This window comes from Pseudomonas entomophila (assembly GCF_029478665.1).
GTDB lineage: Bacteria > Pseudomonadota > Gammaproteobacteria > Pseudomonadales > Pseudomonadaceae > Aquipseudomonas > Aquipseudomonas entomophila_F.
In genome coordinates, this window is record NZ_JARPQB010000005.1 from 34,227 (window position 1) to 55,718 (window position 21,492).

Genomic DNA, 21,492 nt, shown 5'->3' on the forward strand with positions numbered 1-21,492 from the left:
GGATTCAGCGTTGATGCAACGATCGCCGGGGCCGCGATGCGGCCCTTTCGCGGCACAAGGCCGCTCCTACAGGGATCGAGCCCTGCCGATTGCGTCTGACGCAACATAAACCTTCCAACAAGTCAGTTTTCGTCAGCATTCGACCTTCTTAGACTTCTCCCAGCCCTGAATTTGTTGCTGGAGATGTCTATCCATGAGTTCCCTGACCGCGCCTTCCGCCGCACTGGCCGCCGCCCCCGCGCCGGCCGCCCCTGCGCAGACGGCGTTCGGCCTGCGGGTGGTGGTGGGGCTGTTCGGCGTGTTGCTGGCGGTGCTGTGCGCCGGGCTCAACGAGGCGGTGACCAAGATTTCCCTGGGCGACATCCGCGGCGCCATGGGCATCGGCGCCGACGAGGGGGCCTGGCTGCTGGCGGTGTACAGTGCCGCCTCGGTTTCGGCCATGGCCTTCGCGCCCTGGCTGGCCACCACCTTCTCGCTACGCCGCTTCACCATGAGCGCCGTCGGCCTGTTCGCCGTGCTGGGCCTGCTCCAGCCCTTCGCCCCCGACCTGCACAGCCTGATGCTGCTGCGCGTGCTGCAAGGTTTCGCCTCGGGCGCCTTGCCGCCGATGCTGATGAGCGTGGCGCTGCGTTTCCTGCCGCCGGGCATCAAGGTCTATGGCCTGGCCTGCTATGCCCTGACCGCCACCTTCGGGCCCAACCTCGGCACGCCGCTGGCGGGCCTTTGGACCGAGTACGTCGGCTGGCAGTGGGCGTTCTGGCAGATCATCCTGCCGTCGCTGCTGGCGATCTTCTGCGTCGGCTGGGGCCTGCCCCAGGACCCGCTGCGCCTGGAGCGCTTCCAGCAGTTCGACTGGCGCGGGGTGCTGCTTGGCCTGCCGGCGATCAGCGGCATCGTCCTCGGGTTGTCGCTGGGTGACCGCTGGGGCTGGTTCGACTCGTCGTTGATCTGCTGGCTGCTCGGCGGCGGCCTGCTGCTGCTGGTGTTGTTCCTGTACAACGAATGGTCCGAGCCGCTGCCGTTCTTCCAGTTGCGCATGCTGACCCGGCGCAATTTGAGCTTCGCCTTGCTGACCCTGGCCGGCGTGCTGATCGTGCTGTCGGGCGTGGGCAGTATCCCGTCGGCGTACCTGGCGCAGATCCAGGGTTACCGCCCGGCGCAGACCAGCCCGCTGATGCTGCTGGTGGCCATGCCGCAACTGATCGCCCTGCCGTTGACTGCGGCGCTGTGCAACATCCGCGCGGTGGACTGCCGCTGGGTGCTGGCCACCGGCCTGGCAATGCTGGCGGCCTCGTGCGTGGGCAGCAGCCTGCTGACCTCGCAGTGGATTCGTGGCGACTTCTACCCGTTCTACCTGCTGCAGGTGTTCGGCCAGCCGATGGCGGTGCTGCCGCTGCTGATGCTCTCCACCAACGGCATGACCCCGCAGGAAGGCCCGTTCGCCTCCGCCTGGTTCAACACGGTCAAGGGCCTGTCGGCGGTGATCGCTGGCGGCCTGCTCGATGCCTTGGGCACCGTGCGCCGGCATTTCCATTCCAACCACCTGGTCGACAGCCTGGGCAACGCGCCCCTGGTCGACGACAGCGCCGCTGGCCTGGCCAGGCGCATCCATGAACAGGCCCTGGTGCTGACCTCGGCCGACCTGTACCTGGTGATGGCGTGCTTCGCCATCGCCCTGATCTGCCTGATCCCCTTCGTGCCTACCCGGATCTACCCACCGCGCGCGGTGGCCTGAGCCCGTGGCTGAATTCGAGAAACCGAAAATGACCAACAAGCGCAAGACACTCCTCATTGGCTCGGTGCTCGCCGTCGCCGTGCTGGCCGCCACCCTCGGGCCCTGGCTGTTCGGCAGCGATCATCGGCAAAGCACCAACGATGCCTACGTGACCGCCGACTACACCGTGGTCGCGCCCAAGGTGGCCGGCTTCGTCAAGGACGTGCTGGTGGAGGACAACCAGCAGGTCAAGGCCGGCCAATTGCTGGCGACCATCGATGCGCGCGACTACCAGGCCGCCCTCGACGCCGCCCAGGCCCAGTTGCTGGTGGCCAAGGCCCAGAGCCTGGATGCCCGCGCCACCCTCGAGCGCCAGGCCGCGCTGATCGCCCAGGCCGAGGCCGCGGTGAAGGCGGCCCAGGCCGAGGCGGCCTTTGCCGATCACGAAGTGACCCGCTACGGCCGCCTGGCCGAGCAGGGCGCCGGCACCGTGCAGAACGCCCAGCAGGCGCGCAGCCGGGTCGACCAGGCCCGCGCGCGCCTGGCCAACACCCAGGCGGCGCTGGTGGCCACGCGCAAGCAGGTGGACATCCTCCAGGCCCAGGTGGCCAGCGCCGACGGGCAATTGAAGCGAGCCGAGGCGGGGTTGGAAAAAGCCCAGCTGGACCTGTCCTACACCCGCATCACCGCACCGGTGGACGGCATGGTCGGCGAGCGCGCCTTGCGCGTCGGTGCCTACGTCAATCCAGGGGCGCGCCTGCTGTCGGTGGTGCCGCTGGCCCATGCCTATATCGTCGGCAACTTCCAGGAAACCCAGCTGACCCATGTGCAGCCGGGCCAGCCGGTGAGCATCACGGTCGATACCTTCTCCGGCGAGAAGCTCCAGGGGCATGTCGAGAGCATCGCCCCAGCCACCGGCGTGACCTTCGCAGCAGTGAAGCCGGACAATGCCACTGGCAACTTCACCAAGGTGGTGCAGCGCATTCCGGTGAAGATCGTCTTCGATGATGGTCAGCCGCTGCTCGAACGCCTGCGCGTGGGCATGTCGGTGGAGGCAACCATCGATACCCAGGGCGACAGACTGGCGGGCAAAGAGGTGACCGTGCGATGAATGGCCAACTTGTTGGAGTGTTTGAACATCTTCAGGCCGTCGGGGCTGCCGTGCAGCCCTTTCGCGGCACAAGGCCGCTCCTACAGAGGATCGCGGTCGCCTGTAGGAGCGGTCTTGTGCCGCGAAAGGGGCGCGTAGCGGCCCCGGCCTTACACCTGAGCCCCCTGTTGCTGGCCGTGCTGCTGGCGGGCTGCACCCTCGGGCCGGACTTCCAGCGCCCGGACAGCGAGGCGCCGAAGGACTGGGCCGCGCTGCAAGGCGAGGCGGCGGCCAGCCAGCCCACGGCCGAGCCCCTGGAGCTACGCTGGTGGGACAGTTTTCACGACCCACGGTTGAGCGCATTGATCCAGAAGGTCACCGAGCGCAACCTCGACCTGCGAATGGCCAGCGCGCGCCTGCTGCAGAGCCGCGCCCTGCGCAGCACCGTGGCCGCCGACGAGGCGCCATCAGTGGATGTGAACGCCGGCTACAGCCGTGCGCGCAACAGCGCCGAAGGGTTGAACGACCCGTCCGGCAAGGCGGGCAAGTCGGCGTACAACCTGTGGCAGGGTGACCTGGTGGCCGGCTGGGAGCTGGACCTGTGGGGGCGCGTGCGCCGTCAGGTCGAAGCCGCCGACGCCACCGTCGAGGTTGCCGAGAACGACCGTCGTGGTGTGCTGCTGGCGTTGCTGTCGGAAACGGCAGGCAACTACATCCAGCTGCGTGCGGTGCAGCACACGCTGGAAGTGACCCAGGACAACCTCAAGGTCGCGCGACATAGCCTGAAGCTCTCCGAGGACCGTCAGGCAGAAGGTGTCGCCACCCGCCTCGATGTGGCCCAGGCCAGCGCCCAGGTGGCCTCGATCGAGTCGCGCCTGCCAACGCTCGAAGCTCGCCGCGACGACCTGATCAATGCGTTGAGCTTGCTGGCCGCCGAACCGCCGCGCAGCTTGCAGGGTGAGTTGCTGCCGACAGGCGAGTTGCCTGCGCCTCAGCAGCGGTTCGCCATTGGCCTGCCCTCGGAACTGGCCGAGCGCCGGCCGGATATCCGCCAGGCCGAGGCGCGGTTGCACGCGACCACGGCCAGCATTGGCGTGGCCAAGGCGGATTTCTACCCGAGCATCCGGTTGTCCGGCAGCGTTGGTTTCCAGGCCATGCAGTTGTCCGATTTCGGCGCCTGGGACTCGCGAAGGTTCGCCTTCGGGCCGCAGCTGTCGTTGCCGATCTTCGAAGGTGGGCGGCTCAAGGGCACGCTGGAGCTGCGCGAGGCGCAACAGCAGGAGGCCGCGCTGAACTACCGCAAAGTGGTGTTGGGGGCCTGGCATGAGATCGACGATGTGCTGCGGCTGTACAACGCCAGTCAGTTGCGTCGCGATCACCTGGCCGAGGCGGTGCGGCAGAACCGCATTGCGCTGGAGACCGCGCAGCGCCAGTACGTGGAAGGGGCGGTGGACTTTCTCAACGTGCTGACGGTGCAGTCGGCGCTGCTGGCCAGCGAGGAGCAGTGGATCGACAGCTCGGCGGCGGTGTCGCAGGCGTTGGTGGGGCTTTACAAGGCGCTGGGTGGCGGCTGGCAGGCCTTCGACCAGGTTTGAGCCGGCTTGATGCGACCTCTGTAGGAGCGGCTTCAGCCGCGATCACCCGCGAAGCGGGTGCCAGCCACCGTGCTGCCCTCATCGCGGCTGAAGCCGCTCCTACAGATTACAACGGCCGCAACAATCCGAAGCGCTTGCGCAGTACCCAGTCCAGCAGGCGCTGCGGCAACAGCCGGGCCATCAACGGCAACGCCGTGCTGCCATTGCCCAACCGCACCAAAGCGGGCGTCGGCGACTTGCGCGTCGCCGCCAGCAACCCTTGGGCAAACGCTGCCGCTGGCGTCGGCCGATCCTGCGACGCCCGGGCCCGCGCCTGCACCTGCTCACGCAAAGGCCACCACGGCGAGTCGGTCGCCAACACCTGCTCGGCCTGCTGCTGTGCATTGCTGGCGAACTGCGAGGCAATCGCGCCAGGTTGCACTTCCATCACCCGGATGCCAAACGGCGACAGCTCCAGGCGCAGGGCGTCGCTCAGCCCGTGCACGGCGGCTTTCGAGGCGCAGTAGGCGCCGGCGAACGGTGTCACCAGCACACCGGAGACACTGCCGATGTTCACCACCAGCCCACGGGCGCGGCGCAGCAGCGGGAACAGCGCGCGGGTTACGCCGACCAGGGCAAAGACGTTGGTCTCGAATTGCTGGCGCATGGCTTCGACACCGCCGTCGAGCAATGGGCCCATGGCGCCGTAGCCGGCGTTGTTGATCAGGATGTCGAGGTCTTGCAGTTCCTCGGCCAGGCGGGCCAGGGCGTCGGCGTCGTTCACGTCCAGTTGCCGGGCATTGAAACCGGCGGCGGCCAGTTGTTCGACATCCTGGGCTTTGCGGGCGGTGGCCCAGACTTCATGGCCGGCATCGCGGAAGGCGTCGGCCAGGGCGCGGCCGATGCCGCTGGAACAACCGGTGATCAGGACGGTGGGCATGCAGGGGACCTGTGATCAGAAATGGAAGGGCTCTACCGGCCTCTTCGCCGGCAAGCCGGCTTCTACAGGGGAATGTAGGAGCCGGCTTGCCGGCGAAGAGGCCGGTACAGACAAGCAATCAATTGGCGAATGTACCTTGCAGGTGCTCGGCACGGAACTCCAGGTTCTGCGGCCGATAGCCCGAACGCAGCGGTGGCAGTGGCAGGCAGTCGCGCCACTCGCCGCCCGGCTGCAAGTCACCAGGCCCACGATAACGTGGGGCGCTGTAGGCGTTCTCGGCCAGGTTCACGGTGTCGCCCGGCGCGTAGGCGCCGACGCGCCAGCGCAGTTCGGTGAGCGGGGCCTGGTTGCCGTTCTTCATGTGCACTTGCAAGGCGCGGTCGGCGGGGCACTGGTCGGGGGCGTAGCTGAGGCGAATGTCCAGGCGGGCCAGTTGCGAGGCCTCGCGGGTGTCCTGCCAGGCTACCCCCAGGGCCACCAGGCCCAGACCGCATACGGCCGCCATGGAGATGGCCAGGGCCTTGGACGGGTAGCGCAACAGCAGGACCAGCCAGGTGAGGACGAGCAGGGCGCCAATGATCATGGTAATGCGAGCCTTGGTTTCACACGATCTGCTCATCGTAGCCGCAAACCGCTCCCTGTAGGAGCCAGCTTGCTGGCGAACGGGGCCATCGCCAAACATCTTGTCGCCGGCCGACCTGTCATTTTTGTCAGTTGTGGAGAGTGTCAGCGGGTCTTAAAGTCTGGACGTGGTTACTTACTAAAACTGCGAAGAGGATCAAGGATATGAGCGCGACTTCCCCAACTGTATCGGCCAGCCAAAGAAAAGCCGGCTATTTCAAAGTCAAAATTCGTGAGAGTGGTGAAAGTAATCCGGCGTATGAGTTCTCGTCGAATTGGGGGTATATCAGGGATGAGGGGGAGTTTCAGTTCATCCAGGTGGAAGGTGACGGTTGGGACTTCCGCTTTCGCGTAAGTTCAAAAGCCTCAGGGGGTGCTAATGAGGTAAAAGATAGTGAGCTCCGGGGTAAAGTCACTGGGCAAGGAACAGGCGGATCTGTCTCAGGCTTTTACTATGGCGAGGAATATGCCGAATGTAGCAGTTACCTCTGCCAACATATCAAGTCAGGGGGTAAAGAGTGGGTGGTCGAAGGTGATTTCAATTTTGGTAAAGAACCTGAGTGATCAAGGTTTAACCGATAGTTGTCCCGCAAAATGGTAGGAAGGGCAGGTTCGCTATACGTATGTCTTCCCATGAACATATAGCGAACCCGCCACTGACCTGTAGTGTTGGTTACTGCGCGATGGTCTTCATCGAAACCCCACGCTCAACCGGCGTCGAGGTACGCCCATACACATCCTCGAAGCGCTCGATATCATCCTCGCCCAGGTAGCTCCCGGACTGCACCTCAATGATCTCCAGCGGGATCTTGCCCGGGTTGCGCAGGCGGTGCACCGAGGCGATCGGGATGTAGGTGGACTGGTTCTCGGTGAGCAGGAACACGTTCTCGTCACAGGTCACCTCGGCGGTGCCGGACACCACGATCCAGTGCTCGGCACGGTGGTGGTGCATCTGCAGCGACAGGCTGGCGCCCGGCTTGACGGTGATGTGCTTGACCTGGAAGCGCCCACCCATGTCCACCGAGTCGTACGAGCCCCAAGGGCGGTACACCTCCAGGTGGTTCTGGGTTTCCGTGCGGCCCTGGGCGTCGAGGGTGCTGACCAGTTGCTTGACCCCCTGAACCTTGTCTTTGTGGGCGATCATCATGGCGTCCTTGGTCTCGACCACCACGATGTTCTCCAAACCGATCACCGACACCAGCTTGCCGTTGCCGTGGATCATGCAGTTGCGGCTGTCCTGCACCACCACGTCGCCCTTGGTGACGTTGCCGTTGTCATCTTTCTCGTGCACGTCCCACAGCGACGACCAGCAACCCACGTCGCTCCAGCCGGCGGACAGCGGCACCACGCAGGCGCGCTGGGTCTTCTCCATCACCGCGTAGTCGATGGAGTTGTCCGGGCAGCAGGCGAAGGTGGCTTCGTCGATGCTCAGCACGTCGCCGGCCTCGTCGCTGCGCTCCAGGGCCAGCAGGCAGGTGTCGTAGATGTCCGGGTCGTGCTTCTTCAGCTCTTCGAGGAAGCGGCTGGCGCGGAACAGGAACATGCCGCTGTTCCAGAAGTAGCCTCCGGCGTGGACGAACTCGTTGGCGCGCTTCTCGTCGGGCTTCTCGACGAACTGCGCGACCCGCGCCACGCCCTCGGGCAGCAGCGCGTCCTGGCTGGAGCGGATGTAGCCGTAGCCGGTCTCGGGCTTGGTCGCCGGCACGCCGAACAGCACCATCTCGCCACGTTCGGCGGCCACGGTGGCCAGGGCCAGGGCGCGTTGCAGGGCCTTCTGGTCCTCGATCACGTGGTCGGCCGGCAGCACCAGCATCAGTTCATCACGGCCTTCGTTGACCAGTTTCATCGCGGTCATGGCCACCGCCGGCGCGGTGTTGCGGCCGAACGGCTCCATGAGGATCGCCTGGGTTTCCAGCTTCAGCGCGTTCAGCTGCTCCTGGACGATGAACTTGTGGTCCTTGTTGCAGACCACGATGGGGGTGTCCATGCCTTCGAACACCAGGCGCTCGATGGTCTGCTGGAACAGCGTGTGCTCGCCGGTCAGGGCCAGGAACTGCTTGGGGAACTGCTTGCGCGACAGCGGCCACAGACGGGAACCGCTACCACCAGAAAGAATTACCGGGATCATGTCGTTTCTCCAAAAAGGTCGTGAAGGGCAGGAATCAGTTAGTGGCTACGGGACGGGTGACCCACACCGGCGACAGGCTGCCGCCGGAGCCGGTGACGTACAGCACGGCGGCTTCGCCGCGCGCCAGGGCGACGGGTTTGACGTCGCCGACTTTCTTGTCGCCTTGGTACAGGGCCAGGTTGACCTTGACCGGGTTGATCTCCCGCTCGCCACGGCCCTTGGCCGCCACGGGGCTGACCACTTCGGTCTTGCCGTCGGCGGTCTTCAGGGTCACTGGCTGGTCGCTGAGGTTCTGCACGCGCACCAGGGCCTTCTGCTTGTTCTTGAACGGCGGCTCCTCGATCAATTGCGGGTTGCCGCCGCTGCTGTTGACCAGGGTGTAGTACTTGTCGGCGGCCAACTTCACCGGGACGCTCTTGCCACCCACCTGGGCGGTGTAGTCGCCACCGGGCAGGAAGCTGAAGTCGCTGCTGGCCTGGGCGCCGACCTGCTTGATCTGGGTGTTGCCCACGGAGGCGGCAGCGGGGGCGCTGGCCGCGTTGTACAAGCGTACGAAGGTCGAGCCCTTGGGCGCACTCGGGCCGTAGAGCGCGGCGTCGGCGCCGGCGAAGGCCTGCAGCGAGGCCAGGGACAGGCCCGCCGCGAGGGTGAGGGCTTTGGCAATGGTGGTCTTGGTAGTCATGTGCGTGTTCCTCTCTATCTTCAGTGGTCGGTCCGGTTGGACGACAGGGCCAGGTTGGCTTCGGACTTGCTGGCGTTCTTCAGCTGCGCGATCCACTGCGGATCGAAGGCGCCGAGATCGCTCTTCATTGGCAGATAACGTTCGGGGAACTCCCACACCACGACTTGTGGCGGGGCATTCTTGAAGGCGTCGCTTTGCAGGTACTTGAGCATCGGCAGCAGCGGGCCGTGGCCGTCCTCGGCGTAGTTGGCGACGTCGCTGCGCAGGGCCTGCTGCAGGGCGCCGAGGAAGTTCCAGTGCGGGTTGGCGCTGTAGCTGGTGCCCACCAGCGCCACCGGGATCCGGCTGTCGGCGAACAGGGCGTCGCCGGCTTCGCCTTCGGCCTGCACCGGGTGGGTCTTGCGCTGCTGCAGGTTGTCCGGGGTCGGCAACAGGTTGCTGAACAGCGGGTCGAGTGGCAGGAAGTTGGTCAGGTCGCCCTTGTACGGCGCGGTGGCGCCGGCCTCGGTGATGAAGGCCTGGGGCTCGCCGCTGAGCAGCTTCTGGCGGTTGACCGCCTCGGCGATGGCCTGCGCCACCACCTCGGCGCCCATCGGCGTCCAGTGGGTGTCGGTGCGCAGGAACACCTGGCCGCGGGCCTTGGCCTGCTCCAGCGGCGCCAGCAGGTCGGGGGCGAACACGTTGGCCTGGCGCGCCTGGGCGTGGAACTGGTTGAACAGCTGGTCGTGCAGGCTGGCCGGGTTCTGCTTGCCGATGTACTCGGAATACAGGCGTGCCTTGGCCGGCACGATCGCCAGCACCAGTTGGGTGCCCTGGCGCTCCAGGGCGTCGCGGATGCCGCGCACCAGTGCCAGGTTGTCCTGCATCTGTTGTTCGGCGTCGACGGTGGGCTTGAACTCCTCGTCGCTGAACAGCCACTGGTCGCGGCCCAGCACCACGCCGGGGCGGCCTTCGTTGAACAGCTTGAAGTCCAGCGCGGCCCACAGGTTGGTGCCGACGCGCTTGATCGGGAACTGCTCGTCGTAGTGGGTTTCGGCGGCCTTGGCCAGCTTGCCGTCGAGCAGGGTCATCTGCCCGGTGCGGCTGAAGCTGTCGAGCCCGCCGACCGACCAGGCGCCGAGCCCGACCAGCAGGCCCATGAACGACAGCGAGTAAGTGATGCGAAGTGTCCGGTTCATGGTCAGGGCCTCAGAACTGGAAGTAGAGGAACGGCGAGTAGCTCTGCGCCGAGAGCTTGAGCACCGAGGCGATGAACAGCAGCAGCACCAGGGCGCGGGTCATGATCCGCGTCCAGTCCAGGCCCACCGAGCCATCGGCGTTGACCTGCACCGGCGTCGCGCTCGGTGTTGGCCTGGCATTGCGGTAGAAGTCGCGCAGCCCGAAGAACGCCAGGGTCAGGTAGGCGACCACCAGCGTGGCCACCTGCAGGCCTGTGAGGTTGGCGCGATTGAGCTCCGACAGCTGCCAGTCGCCGAAGCTGAACATGGCGCCGTACATGCGCGCGGCCACGTGCAGGTTCTCGGCGCGGAAGATCACCCAGCCGACCACCACCAGCAGGAAGGTGAAGGCCCACTTCACCGGGTTGAAGCGCTGCGGGTTGGTGTCGATGCCCAGCGCCCGCTCGATGGCCAGCCACATGCCGTGCCAGGCGCCCCAGAGGATGTAGGTGAAGTTGGCGCCATGCCACAGCCCGCCCAGCAGCATGGTCAGGAACAGGTTGCGGTAGGTGTTGAAAGTGCCTTTGCGGTTGCCGCCCAGGGTGATGTACAGGTAGTCGCGCAGCCAGGTCGACAGGCTGATGTGCCAGCGCCGCCAGAACTCGGTGATCGACTGGCTGATGTACGGCTGCTTGAAGTTTTCCATGAAGCGAAAACCCATCATCAGCCCCAGGCCGATGGCCATGTCGCTGTAGCCGGAGAAGTCGAAGTACAGCTGCGCGGTATAGGCCAGGGCGCCGAGCCAGGCATCACCGGTGGTGGGGTTTTGCAGGGCGAAGCAATGGTCGGCGACCACCGCCAGGGTGTCGGCGATGAACACCTTCTTGATGAAGCCCTGCATGAAGCGCGTGCAGCCTTCGGAGAACTTGTCGAGGGTGTGGGTGCGGTTGTTGAACTGGTCGACCAGGTCCTTGAAGCGCAGCACAGGGCCGGCGATCAGGTGCGGGAAGATCGCCACGAACGCGGCGAAGTCGATCAGGTTGCGGGTGGCCGGGGTGTCGCCGCGGTACACGTCGATGATGTAGCTGATCGACTCGAAGATGTAGAACGAGATGCCGATCGGCAGCAGCACGTGGGTGAGGATGAACGGCTCCAGCCCGAACGAGGTGATGATGGCGTTGAGGCTGTCGACACCAAAGTTGGCGTACTTGAAGTAGCCGAGGATCGCCAGGTCGACCGCCACCCCCAGCAGCAGCCAACGCTGGGCGGGCTTGGTGCGCACGCCGGCGGCGCCGACCTTCAGGCCGATCCAGTAGTTCCACAGGGTGACCCCGGCGAACAGGGCGAGGAAGTCCACCCGCCACCAGGCGTAGAAGATGTAGCTGGCCACCAATAGCAGCAGGTTGCGATAGCGTTGCCCGCTCAAGTAGTACAAGCCGAGGAAAACCGGCAGGAACAGGAACAGGAACACATTGGACGAGAAGACCATCCCGGTTCTCCTTGTTGTTCACAGCATCCAGGGCAAAAGCGCCCCCCAAACCCCCCACGAAAACGCAGGGGGCACCTGGCCCCTGTAGGCGCGGATTCATCCGCGATTGCGCTCGTCATGGCAGCGGTTGTGGGCCTGCCGACGCCATCGCGGATGAATCCGCTCCTACAGGGGTTTGATTTACTTCTTCGCGCCCGGGTCGTAGACCCGGGTCACATCCCCGCCCAGCCTGAAGCTGTCGAACGGTTGCATGTCGTGCTTGCGTTCCAGGGTGTCGCCGACGCAGTGGTACAGCGCGCACCAGGGCTCGAGCCAGGCGTACTTGCTGTCGATCTTCAGGTCGTGCAGGTCCTGCTTCACGCCGGCGTGGGCGGTGAACTGGCTCGGGTCGCGCGCCCCGGCCAGCACGCCTTCACCCAGGCGTTGCAGGGCGAAGTTGTTTTCCTTGCGCAGGTCCACGCCATTGGCCTGGGCGAAGCTGGCGATCATCGCCAGCGGCGGCAGGGCGTAGTTGTGGTAGGCCAGGGCGCGCTGGCGGCGCTTGAGCTCGTTGGGCAAAAAGCCCTGCTCGTCGACCTGGTTGGCGCCGACCTTGTATTCCTTGATTGCCCAGTCGAACAGGTCGCGGCGGTCGGTCGCGACCGCAGTGGCCATCACCGACCAGGCCGCCCAGTAGCTGTGGTTGTTGATCTTCTCAAGGGGCAGGCCGCTCCAGTCGCGCACGGTCTGCTGGGCCAGGCGGGCGAACCATTTTTCGATCTGCTCGGCCTCGGCCTGGTGCGCGGCCAGCGGCTGCGAGTTGGAGAACTTCAGGCGCAGCCACGACCCGCTCATGCTGCCCAGCGCCCATTTGCGCATGGACTTGCCGGTGTGGTTGTAGTCGCTGGACATCAGCGCATCGGCGCGGGCCCAGGTGCCCAGCCAGGTCAGCGCGCAGTCGAGCTGCGCCGGGCGGCCGTCGCGCATGTACTGGCCGACCATCTTGCTGACGCCCTTCTCCAGGGTGGTGATGTCCTTGGTGGAGGCGCGGAAGGCCTTTTCCGAGGCGACGTTGAGCGTCGCCCGGGCCTTGTCCGAGCCCTCGTACTTGCTGCGAAAGCGCAACGAGCCGGTGTAGGGCCGGGGCGCGGCCTCACAACGGAAATCACCGTCGCTGCTCTTGGGTTTTTCGATGCCCTCGTAGTAACCCTGGGGCGGCACCAGCGCGGCCTGCGCCGCGCCGCCGAACAGGGCGAGGGCGAGCAGGGCAGGTGCGGTCTTGCTGTTGATGATGGTCATGGTCGCCTCACTGGCCAGCGTGCGCGGTGTGCTGCGCATGCCCGGCGAAGTTGTTGCGTTTGCACAGTTTCGCTTCGACTTTCTGGGTGCCGCTTTCCGGCCCCTGGACCTCCAGGGCGAGCAGGTTCTGCCCGGCCCAGTCCTCGTCCTCGCGCATCTGGAAGACGAAGCGCCCGTCGGTGTCGGAGGTCTCGGGCTTCTCGATCTTGATGTCCTCGTGGCGACCGTTCAGGTACCAGAGGGTGGCCTGCAGCACCTTCACCGAGGTGTCCTCGAAACGGATGTCGAACTGGTGGTTGCGGTTGACCAGGTCCTTGATCACGCCACCCTTGCCGTTGACCATCAGCTCGTTCTTGCCGGGCTTGAGGGTGGCGCTGGCGCTCATCTGCGCGGGGCGGTCGTCGCAGCCGTCGTCGAGCAGGCCGAGGATCTGCCGCCAGATGGTTTCCTGGTCCAGGCGGTAGAGCGGGGAGAACTCCCAGATCAGGATCTTCGGTGGGTTGTTCTGGAACTCCTCGCTGCCCAGGTACTGGATCATCGAGCCTTCCAGGCCGCCGCCGGGGAAGGCGACGTTGAGCACGTCGGCACCGATGTACTGCTCCAGGAAACCGGAGAAGTTGTAGTTCTTGCCGCTATGGCTGGTGCCGACCAGGGTGATCTGCGCGTTGCCCGAGTCGCCGAACAGATCGTCGCCGCCGCTGGCGCCTTTCGGCTCGGTGGCGAACTGGTCCATGTACTGCACCGCGTAGCTGGTACCGCACAGCTGGCCGGCGACGTTGTGCAGGGTGCCGGTCTTGCCCATGCGCCCGGACTTCCTGGTCTCGAACGCCTTGCGTGGGATGCCTTCGAAGGCCGGCATCCTGTGCACGGTGTCGGCGACGATCTTCGCCGCGCGCTCGGCGCCGTAGGGCGTCCAGTGCTGGTCGCCACGGAAGTAGAAGTCCTTGCCCTGGTCGGCCGCGGCCAGTTGTTCATTGGTCAGCGGCGACAGGTCGGGCACGTTGTAGCCCATTTTGGCGAAGCGCTGGAGCATGGCCTGGTAGTTGCCCAGGGCCTTCTGGTAGTCGAAGGCGGCCTTCTCCTCGGGCTTGAGCATGTTGCGATTCACCAGGCCCCGGGTCGGCTGGTACACCACCACCAGCTCGACGCCGCGCTTCTTGAACGCGTCGTGCACCTGCTGCAGGCGCTTGTAGCCGCCCGGGGTGGTGTCGAACTCGGTGCGCAGGTCTTCGCGGGTACGGAACAGCCAGTCGCCCTGGGCTTGCACCAGGGTGGTGAAGTTCTGCTGGTAGCGCGTGGTGTAGCGATTGGCGTCGTGGGCTTCGGGGCACAGCTGGCAGCAGGGCTCGGCAGTGAAGGTCGGCGCCTGGATGTCCTCGGCGTGCACGCCCTGGCTGATGGCCAGGAGGGCGGCGGACAGGCCCAGCAGTTTCATCAGGTGTGGAGTCATGGTCTGGGCTTCCTTAGTCGATCATTTCGGTCTGGCGCTCGACCGGGTCGATCAGCACGGCTTTCTGCTGGCGCACCAGCAGGTCGAGGATTTCGTCCTGGCGCTCGCCGAGCACGCCGTTGAAGCTGATGCCGTTGGCCTTGCGCGGCATCAGCATCGACACCTTGTACAGCTCCACCGACAGCGGCGAGTCGATCGACAGCGGGCCGGAGCCATTGGCCGCCAGCTCGCCGCCGACCACGATCAGCGACACCTTGGTGTCGAACGGATCGAGGGCGATGTCGCGGTCGGTGTCGGAGAGGTCCTTGATGTGCCCGTACACCCCCACCAGGCCGTTGGCCATGGCGACGTTCTCGTACAGGCGGATGTTCACGCTGTTGCGCACGCGGATGCCGTGGCGGCGGTTGTTGATCAGCTTGTTGCCCCAGATCAGGTTGTCGCCGCTTTCGTACAGGGTGATGCCGTCGGTGTGGTTGCGGTAGATCTCGTTGTAGGCGATCAGGTTGTTGACGCTGTTGCGGTCGATCACCACGCCGGAGAGTTTGTTGTCGTAGCTCTTGTTGTTGATGATCCAGCTGTCGTTGACCTCGCGCGAGACGATGATCCCGTGCTTTTTCCTGGTGCCGTACACGGTGTTGCCGGCGATGATCAGGCGGTGCGAGCGGTCGTGGGGGTCGATGCCGTAGACGATGTTGTCGCGGTACACCGAGTCCTTGACCACGAAGTCCTGGGTCTCGTAGCAGTAGAAGCCGTACCACATGTCGCTGAACTCGGAGCCGATGATCCAGCCGGTGGGTTCGGCGCGGCCCATCTGCTTGGCCATGTTCGGCGTGTACTGCGAAATGCTCACGCCGTAGGACTTGGACTTCGAGTAACCGAAGCTGGCCATCTTGCTGTTGACGATGTAGGTCTCGGTGCCGCCCCAGCTGAGCAGGAACGGGCGGAACGCGTCGGGCTTCTGGAAGGTGGCCGGGCCATTGGCTCGCTCACGCCAGCCCGTCACCTGGGTATCGGTGATGAACAGCTTGCCGTCGTTGACGATGAACGCGCCGCCTTCCTCGGACAGGCGCAGTTCCTTGACCTTGCCGTCGATCTCGAGCACGCCCTTGTGCCCGACCACGATCGGCAGGCGGGCGAGGTAGACGCCCGGCGCGGTTTCGCGCAGGTACTGGCCGGGCACTTTCTTGCTGAGCTCGACCAGGTCGATATGCCCGTCGTCGATGAAGATCGCCTGGGGGATGCCGTGCTGGCGGCGTACCCATTCGGCGCCCTTGTTGTCGCCGCCGACGAACTCCTTGAGCGTGTCCTCCTGGAGCATGCGGCGCACGCTGACCTTGCCCTTGTGAGTACGGTCGATCTTGCGCTGCACGGCCTGGGCGGTGTAGCCGGACAGGTCGGGCAGCTTGGGTGGGTCCATCAGCAGCGGCTCGATCGGCGCGCTGGCGACGGTGTAGGTCTTGGCCTGTTGCAGCCCTTTGGCCATCTCGGGCTCGACGGCCTGGGCGAGGCCGGCGACCAGCAGCAGGGCGCTGGCGAGCAGGCTGTGGCGAAGGTTCGGGTGCAGGGTCATGGTTTCCTCTCCCGGCCTCAGTAGCGCCAGATCACGTCGACGAAGGCGCGGTGCATGTACGAGTCGGCCTCTTTGCCGTAGGCGTCGCCTGGCTTGAACACACCGGCGCGCAGGCGCACCAGGGCCGACGGCTCGTCGATCGACTGGCTCAGCGAGGCCGGCAGCAGGCCCTGCTTGAAGTACTTGGTCACCACCACGTCCATCTCCTGGCCGAGGTCTTTCTCGCCCTGCACCAGCGGGCGGTTGATACCGCCGTCGTCGACCACCGCGTTGATGCCGCTGGAGGCGATGTTCTGCTTGCCGTCGACACGCCAGAACTTGTGGTAGATGAAGCTGGCGTCATAGTCGTCGCGCAGCTGCCAGGAGGCGAACAAGGTGGCCGCCTGCAGGTTGCCCAGCTCGCCGCGGAAGGCTTCGCCGAAGCGGTGCACGCGCGAGCGGGTGCCGGTGAAGTTGGAGCGGTTGCTCTCCAGGCCCGTCTGCTCGAAGTTGTTCGAGCCATCGCTGCCACCGCCGCCGCTGCCCCGGGCATAGGCCGCGCCGACCTGCCATTGCGGGTCCAGGCGCAGGCGGACGCCGAGGTCGGTGCCCCAGGCGTTGACGTCGCCGCTCTGCTTGCCGGTGGCGACCTGCTCGTTGCCGATGGCCTGGCTGCTCAGCGTATCGCGGTCGCCGGTCAGCCAGGTGACGCTGCCCCAGTAGTTGACGCTGTGGTCGTTGCGCCAGTTGTAGGCGTCGCTGTTGGCTTCCAGGCCAAGCCAGGTGAGGTCGCCGGTGCGGGTCTTGTCGAGGGCGTCGACGGTTTCGCCGGGGCTCTTCAGGCTGCCGCCGTCGTGGCTGTGGTGGGCGCGCAGGCCGACCCAGTGGCCAGGGGTCCACTGCGTGGCGACGTTGCCGTAGACATGGGTGCGGTCCTTGTCCTCCGGCGCCAGTTCGGTGAGGTCGGTACGGTATTCGCTGAAGCGCTGGGCCACACCCAGGTCGGCCTTGAGCAGGGTGGTGTCGAAGGTCCAGTTCAGCGCTTCGATATTGGTGTCGCGCCACATGCCGTCGTCGCTGCGCAGGCGCTGGCGGCCGAAGCGCAGCTGTTCGCCGGGGTAGGGCGTGAAACCGCTGTAGCCGACCCAGAATTCGCGCATGGCCAGGTAGCTCTTGTCCGGCTTGCGGCTGTCATCGCCGGTGTCGATGGCGGCGCCGGTGTCGGAGGCGCGCAGGGTGTCGGTCTCGATGATGTCGGTGGCGGCCACCGCCTGGCCCATGGCATAGGCGCTCCAGTTGCCGCGCTCGCCGTACACCCAGGGGCGCAGGTCCAGGCCCAGGCCGTTGACGTCGCCGCCGGAGCGGGTGCCGAGGTCGCGGTCGTCCTCGGACTGGCCGGTGATCTTCACGTCCAGGCCGAAGTTCTTCTGCGCGGTTTCCTGGGCGAGGGTCGGCATCGACCACAGCAGGGCGAAGCCCAGGCCGATGCCGGCTTTCACGAAGGGGTTGAGCGTCATAGCGAATCCTCGGCGTCTACGTCGTCGTTGTCGTCTTGCAGCGCTTCGATGGCCAGGGGGCTGTCGGCACGCTGGAGCATGCCGGCGCGAGCCTGTTTTTCCTGGGCCAGCAGGTTTTGCGCCTGGCTGCGTTGGGCGGGCGTCAGTTGCTGGTCGAGCTGTTGCAGCAGCGCGCTGGACTGCTCGGACGGGTTGGCCTGGGCCAGCTGGGCGAACACCCAGGCGTTGGCCGGCTCGGTACGGATGCCGTGGCCTTCGCTGAACAGCTGGGCCAGGGCGTAGTCGGCGCTGATCTGGCCGCCTCGGGCGGCGCTGAGCAGGTGGTCGACGGCTTTCTGCGGCTCGACGTTGCCCAGGTAGCCACGGCGGTAGAGCTGGCCGAGGTAGTAGTCGGCGCTGATCTCGCCAGCGTCGGCGGCAGCCTGGAGGTGTTGCTCGGCCTTCGGCGCGTCGGCCGGCACGGTCTTGCCTTCGTAGTAGAGCCGGCCCAACAGCAGCTCGGCACGGGGCTGCTCGGCCTCGCGGCCCTTGTCGATGTAGGCCATCAGCTGGTCGGTGTCGCCCAGCTCGGGGAAGTCGTAGAGCAGTTGGGCGAGGCTGACCCAGGAGGCCGGGTTGGCCGGGGCGACATGCTCCAGCAAGTCTTTCGCGGTCTTTTCGTCGGTCTGCCCCAGGCTGCGATCGGCCAGCACGCGGGCGACGCTGTCGACCCGGGTGGCCGGCACCGCGCCACGGGCATGGGCGGCCTTGAGTTGCTCCAGCAGTGCGGCCTGCTGCTCGGGCTGGGCGCGTTTCTGGTAGACGGTGGCCAGCTCGACGTAGCAGATGTCGGTGGTGGTCAGGGCGGCCTTGCAAATCTTTTCCACGTCGCCCAGGTGCTGGTCGTAGGTGCCCTGGGTGCGGTAGAGCAGCACCTGGGCCAGGCCGGCCTCGGGGTTGCCGGCGGCGCGCCACTGGTCGATCTGCTGCTGGGCGTTGATGTTGGGGAAGCTCTGCGGGTATTGCAGGTAGAGCATCGCCAGCGGGATCAGGGTGTTGCCCTCGCCCTGTTGCGCCGCATGCTTGAGCAGTGTTTCGGCCTCTTCGCGTTCGGCCTGGGTGCTGTCGGGCTTGGCCACCAGCAGGCGGCCGAGGCGGGCCTGGGCGCGGGGCGAGGTGGCGGCCGCGGCGCGGTAGGTGGCCTCGGCTTCCTTGAGCTTGGCCGGGTCGCGGGTGGCGACGCTGAGGTCGGCCAGGCCGACTTGCGCATCGCTGTAGCCGAGGTCGGCCAGGGCCTTGTAGTTGCGTTCTGCGGTGGCGGTATCACCGCGCTTGAGCGCCTCGTTGGCCAGGCGCTGGTCGGGCAGGCCGGCGCAGCCGGCCAGGGTGATGGCGGCGGCCAGGGCACACCATGTCAACGGGCGGGTGCTGCGCACCCGATCGCGGCTGAAGGCCGCTCCTACAGGGATCGAGTCGATCAGGACAGGCGCGGACTCTGTAGGAGCGGCCTTCAGCCGCGATCGAGGGCGCAGCCCTCGCAATACAGGCGGCACCAACCCCACGGCAGAATCACGATTGAAAGGTTTCATGATCCGTTCCTCTTACAGCCCGCGGGCCACGGCCTTGTCGATCAGCCAGTTCAGCGACGGCCCACGGTCGCTGTTGACCGCGGCCGGGCGGCCGGCGAGCTCGGCCGGCAGGCTTTCGTCAGGCTTGATCTGTACGCGGATGTCGGCGGCCAGGTTGTCGGTGTCCAGGCTGCTGCTGCCAACGATCCGGCCAGTGCGCACTTCGTCCTCGCCGGCCACCTGGAAGTTGACCCGGGTACCCGGTTTCACCTCGTCGAACTGGCGGTAGCTGAAGCGCGCCTCGACCGTCGGAGTGGTGGTACGCGGAATCAGCGCAAACACCGCCTGCCCCTTGCTGGCGTACTGGCCGTCGTCCACCAGCTGGCGCGACACCACGCAGTCGCAGGGGCTGGTGAGGGTGCCGGAGAGCTGCTTGCCGAACAGCTCCTCGACCTTGGCCGGCTCCAGTTGCGAGTCGTCCAGGTGGCCCTTGAGCAGGTCGAGCATGCTGGTGTTGAAGGTCGCCAGGGGCGCGCCCTTGCTCACCGTGGCGCCACTTTCCACCAGGCTCTGCAGGCTGCCGTCGCGGGGCATGGTGACGTTGGTGGTGGGCACCGCGACCACACCGGCCTCGGCGTGGCTGACGAAGTACAGGCCGTACAGCGACTTGGCGACAAAGCCGAAAGCCACCAGCCCGACCACGAACACCCCGGCAGTGACGGTGACCGCGCGCAGGCGGCCGAACGCCGACAGGCCCGAGCCCGAGTCTTTCTGCTTGCGCGCCTTGGTGAAGTTGTCGCGCTGCAGGGTACTGAGCACATCGCCGACGCTGATCAGCTCGCCAGACAAGTGGCTGGTGATGATGTGGCGCAGGGTGGCGATGTCACGTGGTTCGAGGTTCTGGAATTCGGCGCCGGTGCGGCCGGTCTCGGTGTTGCTGGTGCGCACCAGGATCTCCACATCCATCGACAGCCCGAGGTTGTCGACCACGAACTGCAGGCGGCCGCGCAGCACCTCGTTCACCGGCAGGGCTTTTTTCGCATGGAAGGACAGGCCCCCGGCGGACAGGTCGTCAACCTTCACTTCGTGCGGCTCGCGGTTGCCGTCCAGGTAGCGCAGCTTGGCGGGGATGCGCACCCGGGCGTGCTGGCGCTGCGCTTCGGACTCATGCACGACATTGACGTTCACGGCGGTATTCATGGCGATATTCGTTCCTGTTATCCGATCCGGGGTGGCTCACACGACCATGAACAGCACGGCGACGAAGATGCTCGCGGCCGAGAAGGTCATGGTCCGCGAGGACCAGGTGTTGAACCATTGTTGAAAGCTGGCCAGGTCGCGCTTGAGGGCAGTGGGCTGGCGGGTCCAGGACTGCTTGTCGAGGCGGAAGAACACGTAGATCTTCATCACCGCGCCGACGATCTGGTTGTAATAGAGAATCAGCGGGTAGGCCGGGCCGACGTTGTGGCCCGAGCACAGCAGCATCACGGTGAGGATCAGGCGGGTGATGCCGATCCACAGCAGGTACACCAGCAGGAACTGCAGGCCGAACTTGAAGCTGGCGATCACCGCCACGGTCAAACCCAGCAGGCTGGTCCACATCGACACGCGCTGGTCGAGCAGCACGATGCTGGTGAACAGCCCCAGGCGCCTGAGGCCCAGGCCCAGGGCGCGGGAGTTCTGCCGCAGGTTGTTGCCGTACCAGCGGTACATCAGCTTGCGGCTGGCCTTGACGAAGCTCTTCTCCGGCGGGTGCTCCACCGTGTTGATGGCGGCATCGGGCACGTAGAAGGTGTCGTAGCCCAGGCGCATCAGGCTGAACCAGCTGGACTTGTCGTCGCCGGTGAGGAACTTGAAGCGGCCCAGGCGCCAGTGCATCAGCGAGTCGCTCTCGACGTCGGCGATGAACTCGGGGTTGGTCACCACGCTGGCGCGGAACATCGACATGCGCCCGGTCATGGTCAGTACGCGCTTGCTCAGGGCCATCGAGCACATGTTGATGTGGCGCTGGGCGAAGCGCAGCTTGTGCCACTCGCTCATGATGTAGCCGCCGCGCACTTCGCAGAATTCGTTGGTGGTCAGGCCACCGACGTTGGGGTACAGGCGGAACCACGGCACGGTCTTGCGCACCACGCCTTCGGCCAGCACGGTGTCGCCGTCGATCACCGCCACCACGGCGTTTTCGTCCGGCAGCATCCGCGAGATGGCGCGGAAACCATAGGCCAGGCCGTCGCGCTTGCCGGTGCCGGCGATGCGCACGATGTCCAGGGTGACGTGGGCGGGCGGGTTGTACTTGGCCCACAGGCTTTTCACCAGCAGCTCGTCGGACTTCTCCACCAGCGAGCAGACCACCGTGGTGGGGTAGCCGCAGTCGATCGCCTCGCGGATCACCGAGCTGTACACCTGGGCGGTGGTCAGGGCCTCGATGCGAAAGCTGGTGACCATCAGGTACACGTGCGACGGGTCGGCCGCCTTGCCCAGCTTCTGCACCTTGCGCCGCAGGTACGGGTAGACGATGTACAGGAACAGCATGCCGCGGATGAAATGGGTGGCGCCCATGGAGTAGCGCCAGATGCCGACGGCGCCGACCAGGAAGATGAAATGCTTCGATTGCGAGTCGAAGATGTCGCTGGGCAACGCCAGGGCGATCAGCATCAGCAGGCTCATGTAGAGCAGCCAGCCGGCGCATTGCAGCAGCAGGGTCTGAAGCCTTTGCATGTTCGGCATCCGTCGAGAATTCAGGGGGCGAGGGCGGC

General features: G+C 65.8%; 17 protein-coding genes. 4 read left to right on the forward strand and 13 right to left on the reverse strand.

The window, feature by feature from the left end; genetic code table 11:
• The first annotated feature begins 193 nt into the window (after nucleotides 1-193).
• The 3 genes from P5705_RS04060 (at nucleotide 194) to P5705_RS04070 (ending at nucleotide 4,399) form a co-directional block, all read left to right on the forward strand.
• Nucleotides 194-1,735 (forward strand): MFS transporter, encoded by a 1,542-nt coding sequence (locus P5705_RS04060; protein ID WP_277459678.1) that lies wholly within the window; start codon nucleotides 194-196, stop codon nucleotides 1,733-1,735.
• Between the two features lie 28 nt (nucleotides 1,736-1,763).
• Nucleotides 1,764-2,825: an HlyD family secretion protein gene (locus P5705_RS04065; RefSeq protein WP_277459679.1), complete on the forward strand. Its 1,062-nt coding sequence runs from the start codon at nucleotides 1,764-1,766 to the stop codon at nucleotides 2,823-2,825.
• A gap of 116 nt (nucleotides 2,826-2,941) precedes the next feature.
• On the forward strand, nucleotides 2,942-4,399 hold the full coding sequence (locus tag P5705_RS04070; RefSeq protein WP_277459680.1) for an efflux transporter outer membrane subunit: 1,458 nt from the start codon (nucleotides 2,942-2,944) through the stop codon (nucleotides 4,397-4,399).
• Nucleotides 4,400-4,505: 106 nt separating this feature from the next.
• Here the strand turns inward: P5705_RS04070 and P5705_RS04075 are convergent, their stop codons facing one another.
• Nucleotides 4,506-5,318, reverse strand: a complete 813-nt coding sequence (locus P5705_RS04075; protein ID WP_277459681.1) for an SDR family oxidoreductase — start codon at nucleotides 5,316-5,318, stop codon at nucleotides 4,506-4,508.
• A gap of 118 nt (nucleotides 5,319-5,436) precedes the next feature.
• Nucleotides 5,437-5,901 (reverse strand): multidrug transporter, encoded by a 465-nt coding sequence (locus tag P5705_RS04080; protein ID WP_277459682.1) that lies wholly within the window; start codon nucleotides 5,899-5,901, stop codon nucleotides 5,437-5,439.
• Nucleotides 5,902-6,104: 203 nt separating this feature from the next.
• Between P5705_RS04080 and P5705_RS04085 the strand changes: the two genes are divergently transcribed.
• Entirely contained in the window at nucleotides 6,105-6,503 is a 399-nt protein-coding gene (locus tag P5705_RS04085; protein ID WP_277459683.1) for a hypothetical protein, read from the forward strand.
• A 109-nt stretch (nucleotides 6,504-6,612) separates the two neighbouring features.
• Here P5705_RS04085 and P5705_RS04090 read toward each other — a convergent pair whose 3' ends face one another.
• The 11 genes from P5705_RS04090 to P5705_RS04140 form a co-directional block, all read right to left on the reverse strand.
• Complete coding sequence (locus tag P5705_RS04090; protein WP_277459684.1) at nucleotides 6,613-8,067, reverse strand: mannose-1-phosphate guanylyltransferase/mannose-6-phosphate isomerase; 1,455 nt, start codon at nucleotides 8,065-8,067, stop codon at nucleotides 6,613-6,615.
• Nucleotides 8,068-8,101: 34 nt separating this feature from the next.
• On the reverse strand, nucleotides 8,102-8,749 hold the full coding sequence (locus P5705_RS04095) for an alginate O-acetyltransferase AlgF (RefSeq protein ID WP_277459685.1): 648 nt from the start codon (nucleotides 8,747-8,749) through the stop codon (nucleotides 8,102-8,104).
• Between the two features lie 20 nt (nucleotides 8,750-8,769).
• Nucleotides 8,770-9,927 carry an alginate O-acetyltransferase gene (locus P5705_RS04100; RefSeq protein WP_277459686.1) on the reverse strand — a complete coding sequence of 386 codons (1,158 nt, stop codon included), beginning with the start codon at nucleotides 9,925-9,927 and terminating at the stop codon, nucleotides 8,770-8,772.
• 10 nt (nucleotides 9,928-9,937) lie between these two features.
• Nucleotides 9,938-11,395 (reverse strand): MBOAT family O-acyltransferase, encoded by a 1,458-nt coding sequence (locus tag P5705_RS04105; RefSeq protein ID WP_277459687.1) that lies wholly within the window; start codon nucleotides 11,393-11,395, stop codon nucleotides 9,938-9,940.
• 180 nt (nucleotides 11,396-11,575) lie between these two features.
• Nucleotides 11,576-12,673: a mannuronate-specific alginate lyase gene (locus P5705_RS04110; RefSeq protein WP_277459688.1), complete on the reverse strand. Its 1,098-nt coding sequence runs from the start codon at nucleotides 12,671-12,673 to the stop codon at nucleotides 11,576-11,578.
• A gap of 7 nt (nucleotides 12,674-12,680) precedes the next feature.
• On the reverse strand, nucleotides 12,681-14,123 hold the full coding sequence (locus tag P5705_RS04115; protein ID WP_277459689.1) for an alginate O-acetyltransferase: 1,443 nt from the start codon (nucleotides 14,121-14,123) through the stop codon (nucleotides 12,681-12,683).
• 13 nt (nucleotides 14,124-14,136) lie between these two features.
• Nucleotides 14,137-15,693: a mannuronan 5-epimerase AlgG gene (algG, locus tag P5705_RS04120; RefSeq protein WP_277459690.1), complete on the reverse strand. Its 1,557-nt coding sequence runs from the start codon at nucleotides 15,691-15,693 to the stop codon at nucleotides 14,137-14,139.
• Between the two features lie 17 nt (nucleotides 15,694-15,710).
• Entirely contained in the window at nucleotides 15,711-17,189 is a 1,479-nt protein-coding gene (locus P5705_RS04125) for an alginate export family protein (protein WP_277459691.1), read from the reverse strand.
• Nucleotides 17,186-18,757, reverse strand: coding sequence for an alginate biosynthesis TPR repeat lipoprotein AlgK (gene algK, locus P5705_RS04130; RefSeq protein ID WP_277459692.1), 1,572 nt, complete (start codon nucleotides 18,755-18,757; stop codon nucleotides 17,186-17,188). Before algK ends, P5705_RS04125 begins: the two co-directional genes overlap by 4 nt.
• 12 nt (nucleotides 18,758-18,769) lie before the next feature.
• Nucleotides 18,770-19,936: an alginate biosynthesis protein Alg44 gene (locus P5705_RS04135; RefSeq protein ID WP_277459693.1), complete on the reverse strand. Its 1,167-nt coding sequence runs from the start codon at nucleotides 19,934-19,936 to the stop codon at nucleotides 18,770-18,772.
• Between the two features lie 36 nt (nucleotides 19,937-19,972).
• Nucleotides 19,973-21,454, reverse strand: a complete 1,482-nt coding sequence (locus P5705_RS04140) for a glycosyltransferase family 2 protein (RefSeq protein ID WP_277459694.1) — start codon at nucleotides 21,452-21,454, stop codon at nucleotides 19,973-19,975.
• Nucleotides 21,455-21,492 lie beyond the last annotated feature (38 nt).

Coding starts and splice junctions, on each gene's coding strand:
- P5705_RS04060 (WP_277459678.1), top strand. CDS start 194: ATGAGTTCCCTGACCGCGCCTTCCGCCGCACTGGCCGCCGCCCCCGCG.
- P5705_RS04065 (WP_277459679.1), top strand. CDS start 1,764: ATGACCAACAAGCGCAAGACACTCCTCATTGGCTCGGTGCTCGCCGTC.
- P5705_RS04075 (WP_277459681.1), bottom strand. CDS start 5,318: ATGCCCACCGTCCTGATCACCGGTTGTTCCAGCGGCATCGGCCGCGCC.
- P5705_RS04080 (WP_277459682.1), bottom strand. CDS start 5,901: ATGATCATTGGCGCCCTGCTCGTCCTCACCTGGCTGGTCCTGCTGTTG.
- P5705_RS04085 (WP_277459683.1), top strand. CDS start 6,105: ATGAGCGCGACTTCCCCAACTGTATCGGCCAGCCAAAGAAAAGCCGGC.
- P5705_RS04090 (WP_277459684.1), bottom strand. CDS start 8,067: ATGATCCCGGTAATTCTTTCTGGTGGTAGCGGTTCCCGTCTGTGGCCG.
- P5705_RS04095 (WP_277459685.1), bottom strand. CDS start 8,749: ATGACTACCAAGACCACCATTGCCAAAGCCCTCACCCTCGCGGCGGGC.
- P5705_RS04100 (WP_277459686.1), bottom strand. CDS start 9,927: ATGAACCGGACACTTCGCATCACTTACTCGCTGTCGTTCATGGGCCTG.
- P5705_RS04105 (WP_277459687.1), bottom strand. CDS start 11,395: ATGGTCTTCTCGTCCAATGTGTTCCTGTTCCTGTTCCTGCCGGTTTTC.
- P5705_RS04110 (WP_277459688.1), bottom strand. CDS start 12,673: ATGACCATCATCAACAGCAAGACCGCACCTGCCCTGCTCGCCCTCGCC.
- P5705_RS04115 (WP_277459689.1), bottom strand. CDS start 14,123: ATGACTCCACACCTGATGAAACTGCTGGGCCTGTCCGCCGCCCTCCTG.
- algG (WP_277459690.1), bottom strand. CDS start 15,693: ATGACCCTGCACCCGAACCTTCGCCACAGCCTGCTCGCCAGCGCCCTG.
- P5705_RS04125 (WP_277459691.1), bottom strand. CDS start 17,189: ATGACGCTCAACCCCTTCGTGAAAGCCGGCATCGGCCTGGGCTTCGCC.
- algK (WP_277459692.1), bottom strand. CDS start 18,757: ATGAAACCTTTCAATCGTGATTCTGCCGTGGGGTTGGTGCCGCCTGTA.
- P5705_RS04135 (WP_277459693.1), bottom strand. CDS start 19,936: ATGAATACCGCCGTGAACGTCAATGTCGTGCATGAGTCCGAAGCGCAG.
- P5705_RS04140 (WP_277459694.1), bottom strand. CDS start 21,454: ATGCAAAGGCTTCAGACCCTGCTGCTGCAATGCGCCGGCTGGCTGCTC.